The following is a 16,569-nucleotide window of genomic DNA, read 5'->3' as shown; positions in this document are numbered from 1 at the left end:
CGAGGCGCCTTTCCCTGCCTGACGTTTCCTCGCGTTTCCCGGTTCATGTCGGGCCTCGACCTACCCCTGGCAAGCCACACCGGTCGTCAGGGCGTTGTCCAGATCATCCAGAATATCCTGGATGTCTTCGATACCCACGCTCAAGCGGATGAAGTCCGGGGTGACGCCGGCGGCCTGCTGTTCGACTTCGGTGAGTTGCTCGTGGGTGGTGGAGGCCGGGTGGATAACCAGGCTTTTCGCATCGCCGATATTGGCCAGATGGCTGAAGAGCTGAAGGCTTTCAATGAATTTGACGGCCGATGCCTGACCCCCCTTGATCCCGAAACCCACCAGCGCCCCCTGACCCTTGGCAAGATACTTGTCTACCAGGTGGTAGGTTGGGGATGACGCCAGACCGGGATAGCGGACCCAGGACACACAGCTATGGTTTTCCAGGAAGCGGGCAACGGCCAACCCGTTTTCGGAGTGGCGCTGCATTCTCAAGTGCAGGGTTTCCAGTCCCTGGAGGAACATCCAGGCATTGAAGGGGCTCATGGCTGCGCCCATGTCCCGCAGGCCCAACACCCGGGCCCGCAGGATAAAGGCCAGGTTGCCGAAGGTCTCCACGAATTTCAATCCGTGGTAGGCGGGGTCGGGTTCGACGAAATCGGGGAACCGGCCCGAAGCAGCCCAGTCGAATTTACCCGAATCCACGATGATGCCGCCGATGGAGGTGCCGTGGCCGCCGATGAACTTGGTGGCCGAATGGATCACGATGGCCGCCCCGTGGTCCAAAGGCCGGGTGAGGTAGGGGGTCGTGACCGTGCTGTCCACCACCAGAGGGATCCCGTGGCGACTGCCAATGGCGGCAATGGGCTCAAGGTCGATGATGTCAAGCTTGGGATTGCCGATGGTTTCCACGAAAAAGGCTTTGGTACGGTCCGTGACGGCACCTTCCCAGGCGTTCAGGTCGTTCGGGGAAACGAAGCGTACGGTGATGCCCAGCTTTTTGAGGGTGTGGGAAAACAGGCTCACCGTGCCGCCGTAGAGCTCCGACGAGGCGACGATCTCGTCGCCGGCTTGGGCCAGGGTCAAAATGGTCAACGTCTCCGCCGCCTGGCCGGATGCAACCGCCAGAGCGCCCACCCCGCCTTCCAACTCCGCCACCCGCTTTTCAAGCACCTCTGTGGTGGGGTTCATGATGCGGGTGTAGATGTTGCCGAACTGACGAAGGCCGAAAAGATCGGCGGCGTGCTGCGAGCTGTCGAAAGTAAACGAGGATGTCTGGTACAGCGGCACCGCCCGGGAATGGGTGGTGGGGTCCGGCGTGTGACCGGCGTGCACCGCTTTGGATGCAAAACCTCTCATGAATTCTGTCATTATCGGTTCTCCTTGGTTTGGCGGAGTTTTTATTAAAGGCAAACAAAAAAACCGCCTCCTTACAGGGGAAGGCGGCGGCTGTATCGTTGCCACGCAGAAGGGGCCGCATGTTTCCCGTTAGGGCTGGAATTGGCACCTTGTCTATTCAGGTTGCCGGGCGATCAACGGGCCAGGTCCCTCTCGCCACTCTTCATGATCGTTTCAGGAGAAGCTAATTTGCAGAGGAGGTGTTGTCAAGGGGGCGGGGTCAGGCAGCCTCCATGAAACCCTCGATTTCACGATGAAAGGCCTTGTAGGTGACCATCAGTCTTTTAATCTGTTGTTTGTCGGGGAAAAAGTCATTGAAGACATCCTGATATACATGGTAGGCCAGCCGGTCCACGCCGATGCCCGTATCCACCATCATGGCCACCATGTCGGCCAGGTAGAGGGTCGCGGTGGCCGGGTCGTTGCGCGATGCGGGATTGGGCAGGTGGTGATTTTCGATCATATAGATCATGTGGGGGCTGAAATGCCATTGTTTGGCGATGATGCCCCCCAGCGTGGTGTGATCCATCCCCAGCACCTCTTTTTCGGCTTCGACAAAACTCATGCCTTCTGCGGCAACTAATTTCTGGATCGCCGATAGCTGGTCGGCCACAAACTCGTGGAGAATGACCTTGCCGATATCCTTGAGCAGGGCGGCGGTATAGATGGCCGGCAGACTCATCAGATCCCGCCGGCCGGCAAGGGTTCTGGCGACCATGGCCACGGCCAGGCTCTGGCGCCACAGGTCTCCCTTGGCCAGGCCATATCCCTTCTGGGCGCGTTTCAGGTTGCCGGACAGGTTCTGCGACAGCACCATCTCCACGACCTGCTGCAATCCCAGCATGGAGACGGCCTGCCTGACGGAATCGACTTTGACCGGCAACCCCATGTGGGCGGAGTTGACCGTTTTCAACAGGTTGGCGGTGATGGCCGGGTCCCGCTCGACCACCTCCACCAGGTCCTTCAGCGACGATTCCGGGTCGTCGGCGAGATCCAAAACCTTGTGAATAACCATGGGAATTGGTTCCAGTCGGTTTACTTTTTTTATTATCTGGGTCAGGCTGTCCATCGTTGAAGGATCCTTATCTTCCGTTGTAGGGTATCGCGACTGCCATCGCACGTTCTACAATTAATCATCGGTCTTTTCAGAGCAGGCATTAGGATTTTTTGTCATTGCGTTGGATTATCCTGGAAGCCAGCCCGCAAGGTGCCCGCGGCCCTCGACGATGGCGGCCAGCAGAAGCAGGGGGAGAACGATCAGAAAAAAAACCTGGTTTGACCGCATCCAGCGTTGAACGTAGGTTCCGGGGTCGGCGATAAACCGGTACCCGGCGCCGCGCCAAAGACCAACGCCCCAGGCGATCATCATCGCCGGCCATTCGAACATGCCGTGGGGCACCAGCATGACGGCGGCATCAACGGGGGATGGACCGCCTGCGGTCGCCACAATCCAGCCCAGAATCAGGCCGTTGGAAATGGCGGTGATCATTGGCAACAAACCCCACAGGGTGAGCAGGCACATGGTTGTATAAGTGGCCACCAGATTGTGGGCAAACAATGAAAGGATGAATGCGGCGCCGCTTTTTCCGGCGAACTTGCCGGCCAAGCTGCCGGCCGCCTGCTGGAAGAAGCCCAGGGTGTCGGCATATATCCACCCGGCCAGACAACTGGCAGCATAGACGAACAGGGCAATCAAGATGCTGTAGCGGGCCTGGTACAGGGTTGACAAGGCAGCGGCATAGTGACGATTATACACCTTTGCCTCCAATCCGGCGGTTTGCGGGTTGATGGGATGCTGCACGAGCCCATCTAATTCTTTTTCTTGCTTCGGGTTGCCGGCCGGGCGCAAGCGTATCGGTTTCATGCGGAAGCCGCTTGCGGTGGCAATCCCCGATTGCATTCGCAAGATGCCACGAATACGCTAAGATTGAAAGAACATACCCCATCAGAAGCTGACGCAGAAACACGAAAGGGTGAGGTGGCGCCATGCTCCGTCTGGGTCTTTGCTGCATTTTTCGAAAGGCGCCCATCAAATTCCGGCGCACCACGGCCAGTTACCTGCTGTCGCTGTCGGGATCGGTCAGGGCGGCGCACCTGGCGTCGATTTGTCTGCACAACGCCGATGCGCTCTACCTTGCATTGAACTATTGTGCGGACAACGGTATCGGCGCCTTTCGGATCAACAGCCAGATCCTTCCTGTAAAAACCCATCCCGATGTTGGATATGACTTGCATGAATTGCCGGAGGGAGATCGGATCATTGCGCGGTTCGAGCAATGCGGACGCTTCAGCCTTGAGCATGGCATCCGGACCTCCTTTCACCCGGATCAGTTCCTGGTTCTTTCCTCGCCGGACGCCGGTGTGGTCAGACGCTCGGTGGCGGATCTGGAATACCACGCCCAGGTGGCCGAATGGGTGGCCGCCGACGTGATCAACATCCACGGCGGCGGGGCATACGGCGATAAGGTAACGGCGCTGAAGCGATTGGTATCGGTGGTCAACCGATTATCCCCTGAGGTGAAAAGCCGGTTGACCCTGGAAAACGATGACCGGGTGTACACGCCGTCGGATCTGCTACCCGTGTGTACGGCAACCGGCCTTCCCCTCGTTTATGATATTCATCACCACCGCTGCCTGCCCGACGGAAAAAGTGTCGAGGATATTACGAAAGCGGCGATGTCCACCTGGCGTCGTGAACCGCTTTTTCATCTCTCCAGTCCGTTGAACGGGTGGGGGACGGGACCGTGCCGGCCCCATCACGACTTCATCGATCCGGCCGATTTCCCCGATTGCTGGCGGGGTCTTGACCTGACGGTGGATGTGGAGGCCAAAGCCAAAGAGCTGGCGGTGCTGAAACTAAAAACGGATTTGGCCGGCAGAGGATGAACCCTCCCTGCGGCCCCGATGGCGGGATCGTTGCTTCGCTTGGACAAACGGCGGGGAGTGCGCTCGCTATTGCGGTTTAAAAGCCGGCTTTGTCTTTTTCCTTCATCAGACGCTCAAGTCCGCTGAGGACGTGATTTTTAACGCTGTTGATGTGCCGGGAGAGTACGGTTCTGGCATCATCCAACCGGTTGCCGCGAATGTGGCCGAACAATTCTTTGTGGGCGGTGTCGGCTTTTTCCATCGAGGTGGAAAAAAGGATGTTGCCCCCGTATTTAAGATATAGCAGATCGAACAGCAGTCGCAGGGTCTGATGCTGAACCCGGTTGCCCGACAAGTCCGCCAGCGTCAGGTGAAACTCCATGTCCTTGAGCAGCCGGCCATACAGGTAGATCTCCCGCGAGGCCTTCAGGTGGGCATTTAATGCGTCCTCAAGCCTTATTATTGACGTGTTGTCCATGCGGGCCAGGGTTCGAGGCAGCAGGGCCAGCTCGATCTGTTCACGAAAGTCGTAGATCTCCTCCACTTCCTGAATGCTGACCGGCTCGGTGTAATATCCGCGATGGCGTTCATGTCGAACCAGACCTTGAAATTCGAGCCACTTCAGGGCCTGGATCACCGGTGTCTGGCTCATGCCCAGCCGTTCGGCCAGGTCCCGGTAGGCGATTTTCTGCCCGGGTACGATTTCGTTGTGAAACAGCATTTGCCGGATGCCCTGGTAGGCTTTGCGCGTGTGGCCGGCATCCGGCGCCGGTTTTGTTTTTGAAGGGGCCATCTAATCGTCCTTGGCTGAAGACAGGGTTGTCGCATGCGCCTGACATGCGACGATGTTAAATTTGATCAAGTATTTGATTAAATAAAAGCGGTGCGGATGTCAATAGATGCCAGGTTGACCGATCCATCGCTTCGGGGGGCGTCCACCCTTGACGATCGAGGCAATCCAGGAACCGGACAGGCAAGCCAATTGCCTGATGTTGCATCTACTTAATCGAGAACCGCCAGGCGCAATACCAATCGTCCGGATGGTCGTCCGGGGGACAGGCGATGCATTCGGTGTGAATGCGCGGGTCGATGGCACGGGCAAAATAGGTGTACTCCACCAGGCCGGCTGATTTGCAGGGGTAGTCGGGCAGCTTCTTACTGTTGCGGGCCATCTGGACCCGGCATTCGTTCATGCGGAAAATGAAGGCGCCGGGTCCGTCGTCGGTAAAGGATTGCACGTTGATCCGGGCGTAGACACGAAAACTCAGGGCTTTTTTTAACCCGTCCAGGCCGGACTGGTCGCCGAGTCCCAGGAACCGTTTGACGGCCCAGGCCTCGAAGGGGGAAAAGTGGGCCCAACAGGAGTCGTTGCAGCGCTTGGCGTCGTTCATGCCGCTGGTGAACTCCACGGATTGAAACCATACGCCGTCGTTGGCCAGCCAGTTGATGGCCGCGCCGTCAAGGAGCGCCAGCAGGTCGCTTTTCGGCAGGTCCAGCAGTGGTCCGGGGATGCCGTTTTTCATCTCGAACCCTAAAAGATTGGAGAGCCGGTTGAGTTGAATCCCCACGCTTTTTTGCGAGGCGACGGACAGGGCTTCAAGGGCCTTGTCCATGCCCATCTGGTGGCGGATCTCGGTGAACCAGAGCGCATAGTGGACGATGGTCCGATGCATGACATCCATGATCAGGCGAGCGGTCTGCTCCTGGTTCAGATCGGCAATGGTGTCAACGGTGTCGGTCATGGGGCGTCTCCTCTCGTGGATCGGGAAAGTACCGGACGGGTCGGTGGGTGAACGGCGGTCGTTAAGCACTGTAGGCAAAGGCCGGTGGGAAGTCAAGGGATGCGAACATTAGCCCAAAAGTGAGGGCTGTCGTCAGCCCCGCATGCGTGCACCGGTGCCGATCGTTTCAGGCAATGAACGGGCCTTGGGTCAGATCGTACCTGAACAGTGGACCATGTGCCGGTATAACCCTGCGGGCCTGCTTTTTAAAACCGCTAAAACCCGGCAACCGGGTCATTTGAATCAGGTGTGAACGGCAGCTGCAGTCCGTAGCACCAAACCCCGCAATGGGGCAAGAGGCCCCTTTGAGGGCTGAAACAAGCCTCGACCAGTCATGCTCGCGTTTGACCGGATCGGTGGTGGTCCAGGCTTCAACCGGTCGCAGGGCGTGCTTGACATAGTCCAGATGCCAGTGGGGTCGGCGCGATGGCTTCAGATGGTGGGACAATCGAGACCGCAGGCCGCCGGGTCCGAACGCGCTGCCCACGTAGATCCAGTATCCGCTGGACAGACAAATCGGTCCGAGTTTTCCGGCGATCGCATTAACGGATGCCGGACAGCTGAACACCAGGGCATAGGTGCCATGGCGGTTAAGATCCATTTAGCAAATCCTTTCCGGCCGGTATGATCGTGTGGATGTGCCTACTGGTTATCCGAAATCGGCCAGCGGGTCAAAGGCCCGGGCCAAAAGCTGTCCAGACAGGGCCATTGCCTTCTTTTCTTTACATTACCGGCGATTTCAGTTATTTTTACAAGCTTATCAGTCGTTCATCGCTCCAACTCGACTTACCACCATGTCCATTGAGGAACCCATAGCGGTATTGATGTGATGGCGCAATCCTACACAATCTCCAATACGCTGGCCGCTCTCGGACGCATGGCCATTTCTCCAGTTCAGGAACTGGGGCGGGTGGCGATCTTTTTTTTCCGCGGCGTCATCCATCTTTTTTCGTTTCCCCTCCAGGCGGACAAGATTATCGACCAGATCTACTTTATCGGCACGAAGTCGGTGTTCGTGATCTGCCTTACCGGTGCGTTTACGGGGATGGTATTGGGTCTGCAAGGTTACTACACGCTGGTGAAGTTCGGTTCAGAGGGGCTGTTGGGTGCGGCGGTGGCCTTGAGCCTGATCAGGGAAATGGGCCCGGTGTTGGCCGCCATCATGGTCGTGGCCCGGGCCGGTTCGGCCATGGCCGCCGAGATCGGCATTATGCGCATTTCCGAACAGATCGATGCCTTAGAGACCATGGACATCAACCCTGTTCGGTTTCTGTTCAGTCCCCGGTTGGGGGCTGCGCTGATCAGCTTTCCCTTTCTCACGGCCATTTTCGATGTGGTGGGGATTATCGGGGGCTATGTGACCGGCTCACTGCTGCTGGGGATCAATTCGGGGCTCTATTTCAGCCGGGTGGAATCAAGTGTGCTGATGGCGGACATCAACGGCGGGTTTGCCAAATCATTCTGCTTTGCCGCCATCGTGGTTACGATTTGCTGTTTCCAAGGATACAATACCCACCTGCGCAAGGAAGGGTTTGGCGCCAAGGGCGTGAGCCTGTCCACCACGTCGGCGGTGGTCTTGTCCTGTGTGATGATCCTGGTGGCCGACTACGTGTTGACTTCGTTCCTGCTGTGAGACAATCATGACCGAGCCGTTGATCGAGTTCAATCAGGTGTTCAAGCGCTTCGGCGACAATGCCGTGCTCAAGGGGGTGGACCTGTCCATCTACCAGGGCCAGGTCACGGCCATTATCGGCAAGAGCGGCATCGGCAAGAGTGTCCTGCTCAAGCACATCATCGGCCTGTTGGAACCCGACAAGGGGGAAATCCGGTTCCAGGGCCAGGCGCTCACGGCCATGCCCGCCGCCGCGCGCCGGGCGGTGAAGATGAAGTTCAGCTATATGTTTCAGGGAACGGCCCTGTTTGATTCCATGACCGTTTATGAGAATGTGGCCCTGCCGCTGAAAGAGAAGGGCCGGGTTCCGTTCCGTGAAATTCAGCGCCGTGTGCGTGACAAGCTGGCCCAGCTGGACCTGGCCGGAATCGATGACAAATACCCGTCCCAGCTTTCCGGCGGCATGAAAAAGCGGGTGGCCATGGCGCGGGCCCTGGTGACCGATCCTGAGATCGTGCTTTTTGACGAACCGACGACCGGCCTGGATCCCATCCGCAAGAACGCGGCCCACGCCATGATCGCCCAGTACCAGAAGACCTTCGGCTTTACCGGGGTCATGGTCACCCATGAAATTCCCGATGTGTTTTACATCAGCCAGCGTATCGCCATGCTGGATCAGGGCCGGATCATCTTCCAGGGAAGCCCGGCGGAGATCCAGGACAGCGATGAGCCGGTGATCCGGCAGTTTATACGCGGCCAGGACACGGGGGCGATCCAAGCGTCGCCAAGCGGGCGCTGACAATCACGGCCGCATCGGTTCTATAGCGGCTGCGGAGGAAATATGAAAAAAACATCTGTCGAAACTGCGGTGGGCGTGTTCGTTCTGATCGGCCTGATCAGCGTGGCTTACCTAACCATCAAGCTGGGAAAAATGGAGTGGTTCGGCGACGATTACTATACGCTCGATGCGCGCTTCAATTCGGTTTCGGGCCTTAAGGCCGGCGCGGTTGTGGACATGGCGGGGGTAGAGATCGGTCAGGTGGGCGGTATCCGCCTTGACAATCAACGACAGGTGGCCATTGTCAGTCTGAAAATCAAAAAAGGAGTGATGCTCACCGATGACGTCATTGCCTCGGTAAAGACCTCTGGGCTGATCGGCGATAAATACATCCGCTTGACGCCGGGCGGTTCGGACAGGATACTCAAAAGTGGAGACATGATCATCGAAACCGAGTCGGCCCTGGACATTGAGGAACTGGTCAGCAAATACGTTTTCGGAGATGCCGAAAAATAATGCCGCCCGTTATCGACCCGTGCCAGTGCGGCTAAAGACATCACCTCGCCGGCACAGGCAGAACGTGATTGCAGCATGAAATGAGAGACTGCGGAGGATGAGATGATCCTTAAACATATGATCGGCGTACTTGCTTTTTTACTGTTGGCGACAAACCCGTCGGCAGCGGCATCCATGGAACCCATGGAGACCATCAAAGCCCCGGTCGATACCGTCATCGTTATTCTCAACGATCCCCAATACCAGGTGGCCGGCGCCAAATCCGCCCAGCGGGACGAAATCTGGAAGGTCGTCAAGCCGATGTTCGACTTCGATGAGATCGCCAAACGGGCCGTGGCTCGCAACTGGAACGATTTCAACGCTGCGGAAAAGGCTGCATTCACCGATGTGTTCGCCCAGTTTCTGGGCAACACCTACATCGATAAAATCCAGGGCGAGTACCACAACGAGCAGATCGTCTACCTCGGGCAGGATTTTTACTCGGATACCTACGCCGAGGTCAAAACCCAGATCGTGCGGGAAACATTATCGATTCCGGTCAATTATCGGATGATCAAGGGCGGTGACGGGCGGTGGATGGTCTACGACATCATTGTCGAGGGCGTCAGTCTGGTTAAAAATTACCGCACCCAGTTTGCAAGCATCCTGAGCAAGGAAAAACCGGCCCAACTGATCCAGCGGCTCAACGAAAAGTTGGCCGAACAAAATAAACGCCTGGCTGAAAACGGATAAGATGAACGTGGGTGTTGCATAGGCAGCGGCTGGCCCGATTCGGGCATGCGACTTTCAAACGGCGAAGCAATCGATGGCGATGAAATCCAGACTGTCGTTCATGATCCTGATGGCGGTTGTGCTGATGGGCGGTATCGCATGGGCCGATGCCCCGACCGGTGGTGATGCCGAGGCGTCGGCGGATTCGATTCCCTTCGATCCCTTCGACAGCCCCAGTGGCAACAGTTACGGCGATCAAGACCTGATGCTGCAGGCGGTTGCCGACCCCATTGCCGGATTCAACCGGGCCATGTTCGTCTTCAACGACAAATTGTACTTCTGGGTGCTCAAACCAGTGGCTTCTGGATATCGGGTGGTCGTTCCCACGCCGGTCCGGGTTAGCGTAAAAGATTTCTTTTTCAATCTCTTGGCGCCGGTCCGCTTTGTCAATTGCCTCTTTCAAGGGAAATGGAGATCCGCGGAAGGTGAGTTTTGCCGGTTCGTGGTCAACAGCACGGCAGGCTGTCTGGGATTCTTCAACCTGGTAAGAGACAAACCACAGTTCAATCCTCCTGAAGAGGATTTCGGCCAGACGCTAGGATACTATGCCGTTGGCAACGGGTTTTACATCATCTGGCCCCTGTTCGGCCCCTCGACCCTGCGTGACACAGTGGGCAGTATCGGGGATTGGGCCTTGAACCCGGTTTCGTTCATGCAGCTGGTCAATGTGGATGCCGGTGAATTGACTTCCGGCACCACCAACGTGATCGCCTACGGTGTCAGGACGATCAACGAGACCTCTTTTCGCATCGGCGATTACGAGACCCTGAAAAACGCTTCCCTGGATCCTTATGAGGCCTTTCGCAACGCTTACATCCAGAACCGGCTCAGCAAGATCGCCCAATAGGGTGGCGGTCAACCACCGTATTTCCAAAAGCGCCTTATGCCTACGAAACTGACCATCCTATGCGAAAATTCCGTGTGCCATCCCTTCGGCGTCGTGGGCGAGCACGGGTTTGCCTGCTTTATTGAAACCGAGGCCGGCAACGTGCTCTTCGACACCGGCCAGGGCATCGGTATCTGCGGAAATGCCGCGGCCCTGGGCAAAAACCTGGCATCCGTCCGGGCCATCGCCATCAGTCACGGCCACTACGATCACACCGGTGGACTGCCGCAGGTGCTCAAACAGACCGGTCCGGTAACTGTCTACGGCCACCCGGATATCTTCGCTTCACGCACCTGGTCCGACGGCAAGGTCACCCGGTACATCGGTATGCGCCACCGGCGCGAATACCTCGAATCCTTAGGCGCCCAATTTCATCTGGTTCGACATCCGGTTGAACTCAGCGATCGAGTCCATCTGACCGGTGAAATTGCCAGAAGCAACGACTTTGAAAAGCCGGATCCCAACATGACCCTTCATCCCGAAGGCGCCATGGCCGTGCGCCCGGACCCCATTGCCGACGACCTGTCCCTGGTGGTCGATTCGGAAAAAGGACTCATCCTCGTGCTGGGCTGTGCCCATGCCGGCATGATCAACATCTTCGACCACGTCCTGGAGATGTTTCACAGGGATCGAATTTATGCGGTCGTCGGAGGGACGCATCTTGGTTTTGCCAAGCCCGCCCAGTTCGACGAGACGCTCAAGGCCATCGACCGCTACGGCATCGAACGGTTGGGCGTGTCTCACTGCACGGGGCTGGAAAAGGCAGCCAACCTCCGCGCGCACTTGGGTGAGCGGTTTTTTTTCGGCTGCGTGGGTGCTGAGCTGGAAGGCTGAGAGATGAGTCGTCATGTATAATCGATTTTTTGGCTTCAAAGAGAGACCGTTCAAACTGGTCCCCAACCCGGAGTACCTTTACCTGTCCCGGATTCATGAGGAGGTGTTGGCCCACCTGAACTATGCCGTGGGCTATGGCGAGGGGTTCGTTGAAATCACCGGCGAAGTGGGTACCGGCAAGACCACCCTTTGTCGCATGTTTCTGGAGAGCCTGGACGAAAAAACCGAAGCGGCCTACATATTCAACCCCAAGCTCGACTCCCTTCAACTGCTCAAAGCCATCAACGATGAATTCGGCATCCCCTCGGACACCGAGTCGGTAAAAACCCTCATCGACCGGCTCAACGCCTTTCTCCTGGAGAAAAAAGCCCAAGGTAAAAACGTGATCCTGCTCGTGGATGAAGCCCAGAACTTGAGCGTAGATGTGCTGGAACAGCTACGGCTGCTCTCCAATATGGAAACCACCACCAGCAAACTGCTTCAGATTATCCTGGTGGGACAGCCGGAACTGGCAGAGCTGCTGGAAACCGACGCACTCCGACAGTTAAACCAGCGCATCACCCTGAGCTGCCACCTGATTCCCCTGACCACATCCGAAATGCGGGAGTATATCCGTCATCGCATCCACATTGCCTCCCGAAAACCGGGGTTGGCGTTTACCGCGGGAGCATACCGGTCCATCTTCTACTATTCCAACGGCGTTCCCCGGCTCATCAACATCGTCTGCGACCGGACCCTGCTGACCGCCTTTGCCATGGGCAAACACCGCATCACCCAAGCCATCGTGAAGCGGGCCATCCGTGAACTGGAGGGCAAAAGAAAACGTTCCGGCAAGCCGATGTTTTTTCGTGAAAAAATAGTCATCGGTCTGCTGGTGGTGTTGGTGATTCTGGTGGCCGGGCTGGTTCTCGGTCAGATGATGCTGAACCGCACCCGCCGGATGGCCGTTGCGCCGGTCGCTCACCATAAGATTGAAACCACGCGTTCAGACGCAGCGGCGGTCCGCATACCGGAGGCTGCCGAAGAAACAGCCCCGGAGGCCGTTGCGCCATCGCCACAATCCGGAGCGCTGTCGGCATCGGCAGAACCGGTGACGGTGCCGGCCGCACCGCCGGCCGAAACGACCGCCAGCGCTGATCCGGCACCGTCACCTCCGGTCCCCGACCTTCAACAGGTGCTCGCGTCCACGGCGGTCCTGCACTCACGCATGGGCGCGTTGACGGCCATCCTGGAGCAATGGCGTGTGCAGCCCCCCTTGGACGCCAAGCCGATGGATGGGGTGGACAGCGACACTTTTTTTCGTCTTTCCGCCCGGCACAGCGATATGGAAGTCCTTCGCCTCAAAGGTAATCTGGCCCTGATTAAAAAGCTGAACCTGCCGGCCATATTGGAATTTGCCCCACCGGACGGCAGCGATGCCCGGTTCCTGGCCCTGGTGGGCGTTGAAGAGGATGAACTTCGGCTGGCTGACGGCGATGGCACTTTTTCCGTCGCCCCCGCTTCGCTGACGGGACTGTGGAACGGGGAGGCCTATATCTTTTGGAAAAACTATTTCAACTACACGGGGATCATTCCGATCTCGTCACCCGGAGACGTTATCTTGTCCCTTAAGGTGTACCTGAAAGCCAAGGGGTTCCCCATCCAAGAGATGACCGCGGCCTATGATACCACCACGCGGATGGCCGTCGAGACGATTCAGGCCCGCAACGGCCTGGATGTTGACGGGATGGTGGGCCCCATGACGAAAATCGCCCTTTACAACGAAGATCCGTCTCTGAACGGACCCCGTCTGACCGGCGGCAGTCCGGGGCAATAAAGACGGTTAGAGGAGCGGCAAGCGTTGAGTTACATCCTGGAAGCACTGAAAAAGGCAGAGCAGGAATCCACTGTGGATCGTGCCGCGGGCACCCCCTGGCCGGCCCCGCGTCCCATGCCGTCACCCTACCGTAAGCGCAGTCGCCGCTGGTGGGTGCCGCTGGGTATCGTTGTGGGGTTGTGTGTCACCGGTGGGGTCCTCTGGCAAGTGTGGCGGCCGTATACCCCACCGCCGGCGGGTCCTTTGTCGACGCCGCCGTCATCCGAAACCACCCAAACGACCCCGCCTCTGGTTGCCGGGGCACCGACGCCTATCGTGCCGGTTGTCGAACAACCGCAAAGACCGCCAGTCAAGACCCCGATGGAAGCGTCCTCGAAACAAGCCACTGCCAATGCTCCCGCTTCAGACGATCGCGTGTCCGATTCCATGGCAGCGGCACTGCCGACTCAGACCGGTGACCCGTCCATTCCCGGTAACGTCCCGGCTGCCGATCCGGTGATTGCACCGGCCCAAGACCCGGCGCCCCGCCCGGCGGATTCAGCGATGGCCGGCCAGCCGGTGGCAGCGTCTCGCGATGCCGGGAAATTTTTCAAAAGTGACCCGCGCATCGACCTGCAGGCCCTGGTGTGGGCTCCGGAATCCGCCGCGCGGTTTGTCGTCATCAACAACCGCCTCATCAAGGAAGGCGGATCCGTGGATAATATCGTGGTAGTGCGGATCAATCCGGACGATGTGCTGCTGGCCGAAGGGTCCGACCGGTGGCACGAAGCGTTTAAAATCCGTTAGGAACCGGTTTGGCGGTTCTTCACACCATCCGATCTGCTTTAGGTGAATCACTTTCGGCGTTGCGCCTCACCCCTTGCCATCGAGCGTACCTATTGCTTGCCTCAATCATTAACAGTAAAAACACCTTTCGCTCATGCGCAGTTGGGTGCCCATGGTCATTCGAACTGAAAATTGACGTTTATCCTTACGGTGCTGCGCAGCACCGCCGTTAGAGGCGGAACATTCCCCGCGGCTTGCCGCGGGGAATGTTCCCTTAACCGGAAAAAATATAGCATGATTTCATTAAGTTAATAAATATTATCCAATGGATCATATACTCCCCGGATCAGGCCCGGTGCTGATGCAAAAAGGCCTGATGGTCTTGCGGACGGATAACACCGGTTTCCCGGTGAAATCGATATTGATTGCCCCTGTCGATGCCCGCCAGCCGTGACATTGAATCGCTCTTCCGTGGCAAAAACGGTCAACTGGATCATGCCTTGGCGGCCTTCCAGGCAGTGCGCCCCTGAGGCGTTTTACTACCCCTCAACGGTTAAATAAAGGCAATCAAAATATTTTGAGTCAATAAAATGCTTTAAAAAACGGTTGATTACCAGAAACGCTTTTGTTAAATAGGCAATCATGCAAGCTAAAGTTATATATGGAACCGACCGAAACCATCCTGAGAATAGCAGAACGCTCGAAAGGAAAATCGAACATGCGTTGGAAATGTAATATGCTTGCAGTGGTGTATTTCGTGGCCTTGATGGGGGGGCTTTTTCTTTTGCTTCCCCTGCCGGCTGCGGCCACCGGTCTCCAGGCTGAAACCGATGTGAATCAGACTTTTGCAATAGAGACGGCACCGGCGTCGTCAGTCAATGTGGTGGAAGGGCTCATCCGCAACCGCACCCTTTACGATGCCCTGACCGCCTGCGACATACCGCCGTCGGAGATTCTCTCCCTTTCCAGATCCTTCAAGCCGGTTTTCGACTTTCGCTGTTCCCGGCCGAAAGACTACTATGCGGTCAGCGTAGACGACCAGAACCTGATCCAGAAGTTTGTCTACAAAACCAGTCCGCTGGACGAATACGAGGCCGTCAAGGAAGACAATGGCGACTATACCGTTCGCAAGCGGAAAATCGTGCTTGACCGACAGGTGATCGCCAAGGTCTTCACCATCGAATCCTCGCTCTACCAGGCCGTGGCCGACAGCGGGGAGAACATGCAGGTGGCCGGTCTGATTGCGGAAATTTTTGCCTGGGACATCGATTTTTATCTTTACCCGCGAAAAGGCGACCAGATTGCCGTGGTCTATGAGCGCTGCTATAAGGATGGCGAATTTGTGCAATACGGAGATATCCTGGCTGCCCGTTACGTGGGCAAGCAGAAGACCTTTTCGGCCTTTTTATTCAACGACGGCCAGTTTGACGGATACTATGATGAAACCGGCCAGCCCTTGAAAAAGATGTTCTTGCGAACCCCGTTGAAGTTCGGCAAGATGACATCCTCTTATTCCATCCGGCGCTTCCACCCGGTCTCCAAACGCTACAAACCGCATACCGGCATCGACTACGGTGCCCCTACCGGTACGCCCATCATGGCCACGGCCAATGGCAAGGTCATTTTTTCGGGGCGCAAGGCCGGATACGGCAAGCTGATGATTGTCAAGCACCCCAACGGCTATCAGACGTACTACGGCCATTGCAGCCGGCTGCTGATGAAACGCGGGCAGCTGGTGGAGCAGGGCCAGGTCATCGCCCGTGTCGGGCAGACCGGCGTGGCCACCGGTCCCCACGTGCACTACGAGGTGCGCGTGGGCGGCAAGCCCATCGATCCCAACAAGGTCAAGAAAAGCCGGGGCAAGCCGCTGAAAACGGATTTGCTGGCCAGTTTCACCGAGGTGGTCAATGAGCGGTTGATGCTGGTGGATGACCTGTTGAAGGAAAAAACCAGCCTGGTGATGCTGACCAGCGACAATTAACCTTCTTGACTCGATCGTTAAAAAAATCTACACAAGCCATGTCGGTGATAGGTAAAGGCCAACGTTTCATGGGGGTGTAGCTCAGCTGGGAGAGCGCAGCGTTCGCAACGCTGAGGTCAGGGGTTCGATCCCCCTCATCTCCACCATTCATACCACTCTTAATGCCCGTTATTGCGGGCATTTTTATTTTTTTCGGCCTGCTTTGGACAACGACAACGGAACTTTTGTCCGAACCCGTTGTCTGATCCAAGGAGGCTGATATGCCAGCTTGCACCGCAGGAACCCACCGCGCACATTCCTATCTTAAAAACCATCCATCCGGCTATATCTTCAGGTACTGAATCCCTAAAGACGTCCAAGCGGTTGTTAAACGGACGGAACTAAGGTATTCCCTGCGGACTGGAAAACTGGGTTTAGCTAAGTCCAGGGCCAGGACCATGGCTACGGCTGTCACACCTTAAAAAGAGCCATTTCGTGATCAATTAGCCCCAGCCAAAAAGTTGATAAAAAAATATGGCGGAAGTGTGCCTGTCCAACCCCATGCGACAGCCCAGGTGGTCGGCCGTGAGGAACCGGCC

17 protein-coding genes, 1 tRNA gene and 1 riboswitch are annotated in these 16,569 nt (G+C 57.1%); of the genes, 12 read left to right on the top strand and 6 right to left on the bottom strand.

The features are described from left to right. Positions 1-60 precede the first annotated feature (60 nt). The 3 genes from ACZCED_RS00090 to ACZCED_RS00080 form a co-directional block, all read right to left on the bottom strand. Positions 61-1,359, bottom strand: coding sequence for an O-acetylhomoserine aminocarboxypropyltransferase/cysteine synthase family protein (locus ACZCED_RS00090; protein ID WP_464859946.1), 1,299 nt, complete (start codon positions 1,357-1,359; stop codon positions 61-63). Between the two features lie 104 nt (positions 1,360-1,463). Further along, positions 1,464-1,558: riboswitch (SAM riboswitch) on the bottom strand. A gap of 48 nt (positions 1,559-1,606) precedes the next feature. Beyond that, positions 1,607-2,401, bottom strand: a complete 795-nt coding sequence (locus ACZCED_RS00085; protein ID WP_464859945.1) for an HDOD domain-containing protein — start codon at positions 2,399-2,401, stop codon at positions 1,607-1,609. A 168-nt stretch (positions 2,402-2,569) separates the two neighbouring features. After that, on the bottom strand, positions 2,570-3,250 hold the full coding sequence (locus tag ACZCED_RS00080) for a stage II sporulation protein M (protein WP_462971317.1): 681 nt from the start codon (positions 3,248-3,250) through the stop codon (positions 2,570-2,572). Positions 3,251-3,372: 122 nt separating this feature from the next. On the opposite strand from ACZCED_RS00080, the gene uvsE reads away from it, so the two are divergent. After that, entirely contained in the window at positions 3,373-4,272 is a 900-nt protein-coding gene (uvsE, locus tag ACZCED_RS00075; protein WP_462971318.1) for a UV DNA damage repair endonuclease UvsE, read from the top strand. 76 nt (positions 4,273-4,348) lie between these two features. On the opposite strand, the gene ACZCED_RS00070 is transcribed toward uvsE, so the two are convergent. The 3 genes from ACZCED_RS00070 to ACZCED_RS00060 form a co-directional block, all read right to left on the bottom strand. Further along, positions 4,349-5,044, bottom strand: a complete 696-nt coding sequence (locus ACZCED_RS00070) for a GntR family transcriptional regulator (protein WP_464859944.1) — start codon at positions 5,042-5,044, stop codon at positions 4,349-4,351. A 205-nt stretch (positions 5,045-5,249) separates the two neighbouring features. Next, entirely contained in the window at positions 5,250-5,993 is a 744-nt protein-coding gene (locus ACZCED_RS00065; protein WP_464859943.1) for a DUF6125 family protein, read from the bottom strand. A gap of 166 nt (positions 5,994-6,159) precedes the next feature. Then, a complete protein-coding gene (locus ACZCED_RS00060; protein ID WP_464859942.1) occupies positions 6,160-6,633 on the bottom strand; it encodes a GIY-YIG nuclease family protein in 474 nt (157 codons plus the stop codon). 228 nt (positions 6,634-6,861) lie between these two features. On the opposite strand from ACZCED_RS00060, the gene ACZCED_RS00055 reads away from it, so the two are divergent. The 11 genes from ACZCED_RS00055 to ACZCED_RS00005 all read left to right on the top strand — a co-directional run bounded on the left by ACZCED_RS00055 (position 6,862) and on the right by ACZCED_RS00005 (position 16,452). Beyond that, positions 6,862-7,665 carry an MlaE family ABC transporter permease gene (locus tag ACZCED_RS00055; protein WP_462971322.1) on the top strand — a complete coding sequence of 268 codons (804 nt, stop codon included), beginning with the start codon at positions 6,862-6,864 and terminating at the stop codon, positions 7,663-7,665. A gap of 7 nt (positions 7,666-7,672) precedes the next feature. Continuing rightward, positions 7,673-8,443 carry an ABC transporter ATP-binding protein gene (locus tag ACZCED_RS00050; RefSeq protein WP_462971323.1) on the top strand — a complete coding sequence of 257 codons (771 nt, stop codon included), beginning with the start codon at positions 7,673-7,675 and terminating at the stop codon, positions 8,441-8,443. 42 nt (positions 8,444-8,485) lie between these two features. After that, positions 8,486-8,938, top strand: a complete 453-nt coding sequence (mlaD, locus tag ACZCED_RS00045; RefSeq protein ID WP_462971324.1) for an outer membrane lipid asymmetry maintenance protein MlaD — start codon at positions 8,486-8,488, stop codon at positions 8,936-8,938. Between the two features lie 102 nt (positions 8,939-9,040). Beyond that, positions 9,041-9,670 carry an MlaC/ttg2D family ABC transporter substrate-binding protein gene (locus ACZCED_RS00040; RefSeq protein WP_464859941.1) on the top strand — a complete coding sequence of 210 codons (630 nt, stop codon included), beginning with the start codon at positions 9,041-9,043 and terminating at the stop codon, positions 9,668-9,670. A gap of 79 nt (positions 9,671-9,749) precedes the next feature. Beyond that, entirely contained in the window at positions 9,750-10,556 is an 807-nt protein-coding gene (locus ACZCED_RS00035) for an MlaA family lipoprotein (protein WP_462971326.1), read from the top strand. Positions 10,557-10,592: 36 nt separating this feature from the next. Further along, complete coding sequence (locus tag ACZCED_RS00030; RefSeq protein WP_462971327.1) at positions 10,593-11,429, top strand: MBL fold metallo-hydrolase; 837 nt, start codon at positions 10,593-10,595, stop codon at positions 11,427-11,429. A 13-nt stretch (positions 11,430-11,442) separates the two neighbouring features. Further along, a complete protein-coding gene (locus ACZCED_RS00025; RefSeq protein WP_464859940.1) occupies positions 11,443-13,245 on the top strand; it encodes an ExeA family protein in 1,803 nt (600 codons plus the stop codon). Between the two features lie 24 nt (positions 13,246-13,269). Beyond that, positions 13,270-14,031 carry a general secretion pathway protein GspB gene (locus tag ACZCED_RS00020; RefSeq protein WP_464859939.1) on the top strand — a complete coding sequence of 254 codons (762 nt, stop codon included), beginning with the start codon at positions 13,270-13,272 and terminating at the stop codon, positions 14,029-14,031. 715 nt (positions 14,032-14,746) lie between these two features. Continuing rightward, the gene (locus ACZCED_RS00015) at positions 14,747-15,991 is read left to right on the top strand and encodes a peptidoglycan DD-metalloendopeptidase family protein (RefSeq protein WP_462971330.1); all 1,245 of its coding nucleotides are present in this window, start codon (positions 14,747-14,749) and stop codon (positions 15,989-15,991) included. Between the two features lie 70 nt (positions 15,992-16,061). Then, positions 16,062-16,137 (top strand) — tRNA-Ala (locus ACZCED_RS00010). Between the two features lie 195 nt (positions 16,138-16,332). Then, on the top strand, positions 16,333-16,452 hold the full coding sequence (locus ACZCED_RS00005; RefSeq protein WP_464860029.1) for a DUF6538 domain-containing protein: 120 nt from the start codon (positions 16,333-16,335) through the stop codon (positions 16,450-16,452). Positions 16,453-16,569 lie beyond the last annotated feature (117 nt).

The organism is Desulfosarcina sp. (assembly GCF_055467485.1).
The sequence above is the reverse complement of the archived record's forward strand: the minus strand, read 5'-3'. Positions and strand labels throughout refer to the sequence as shown.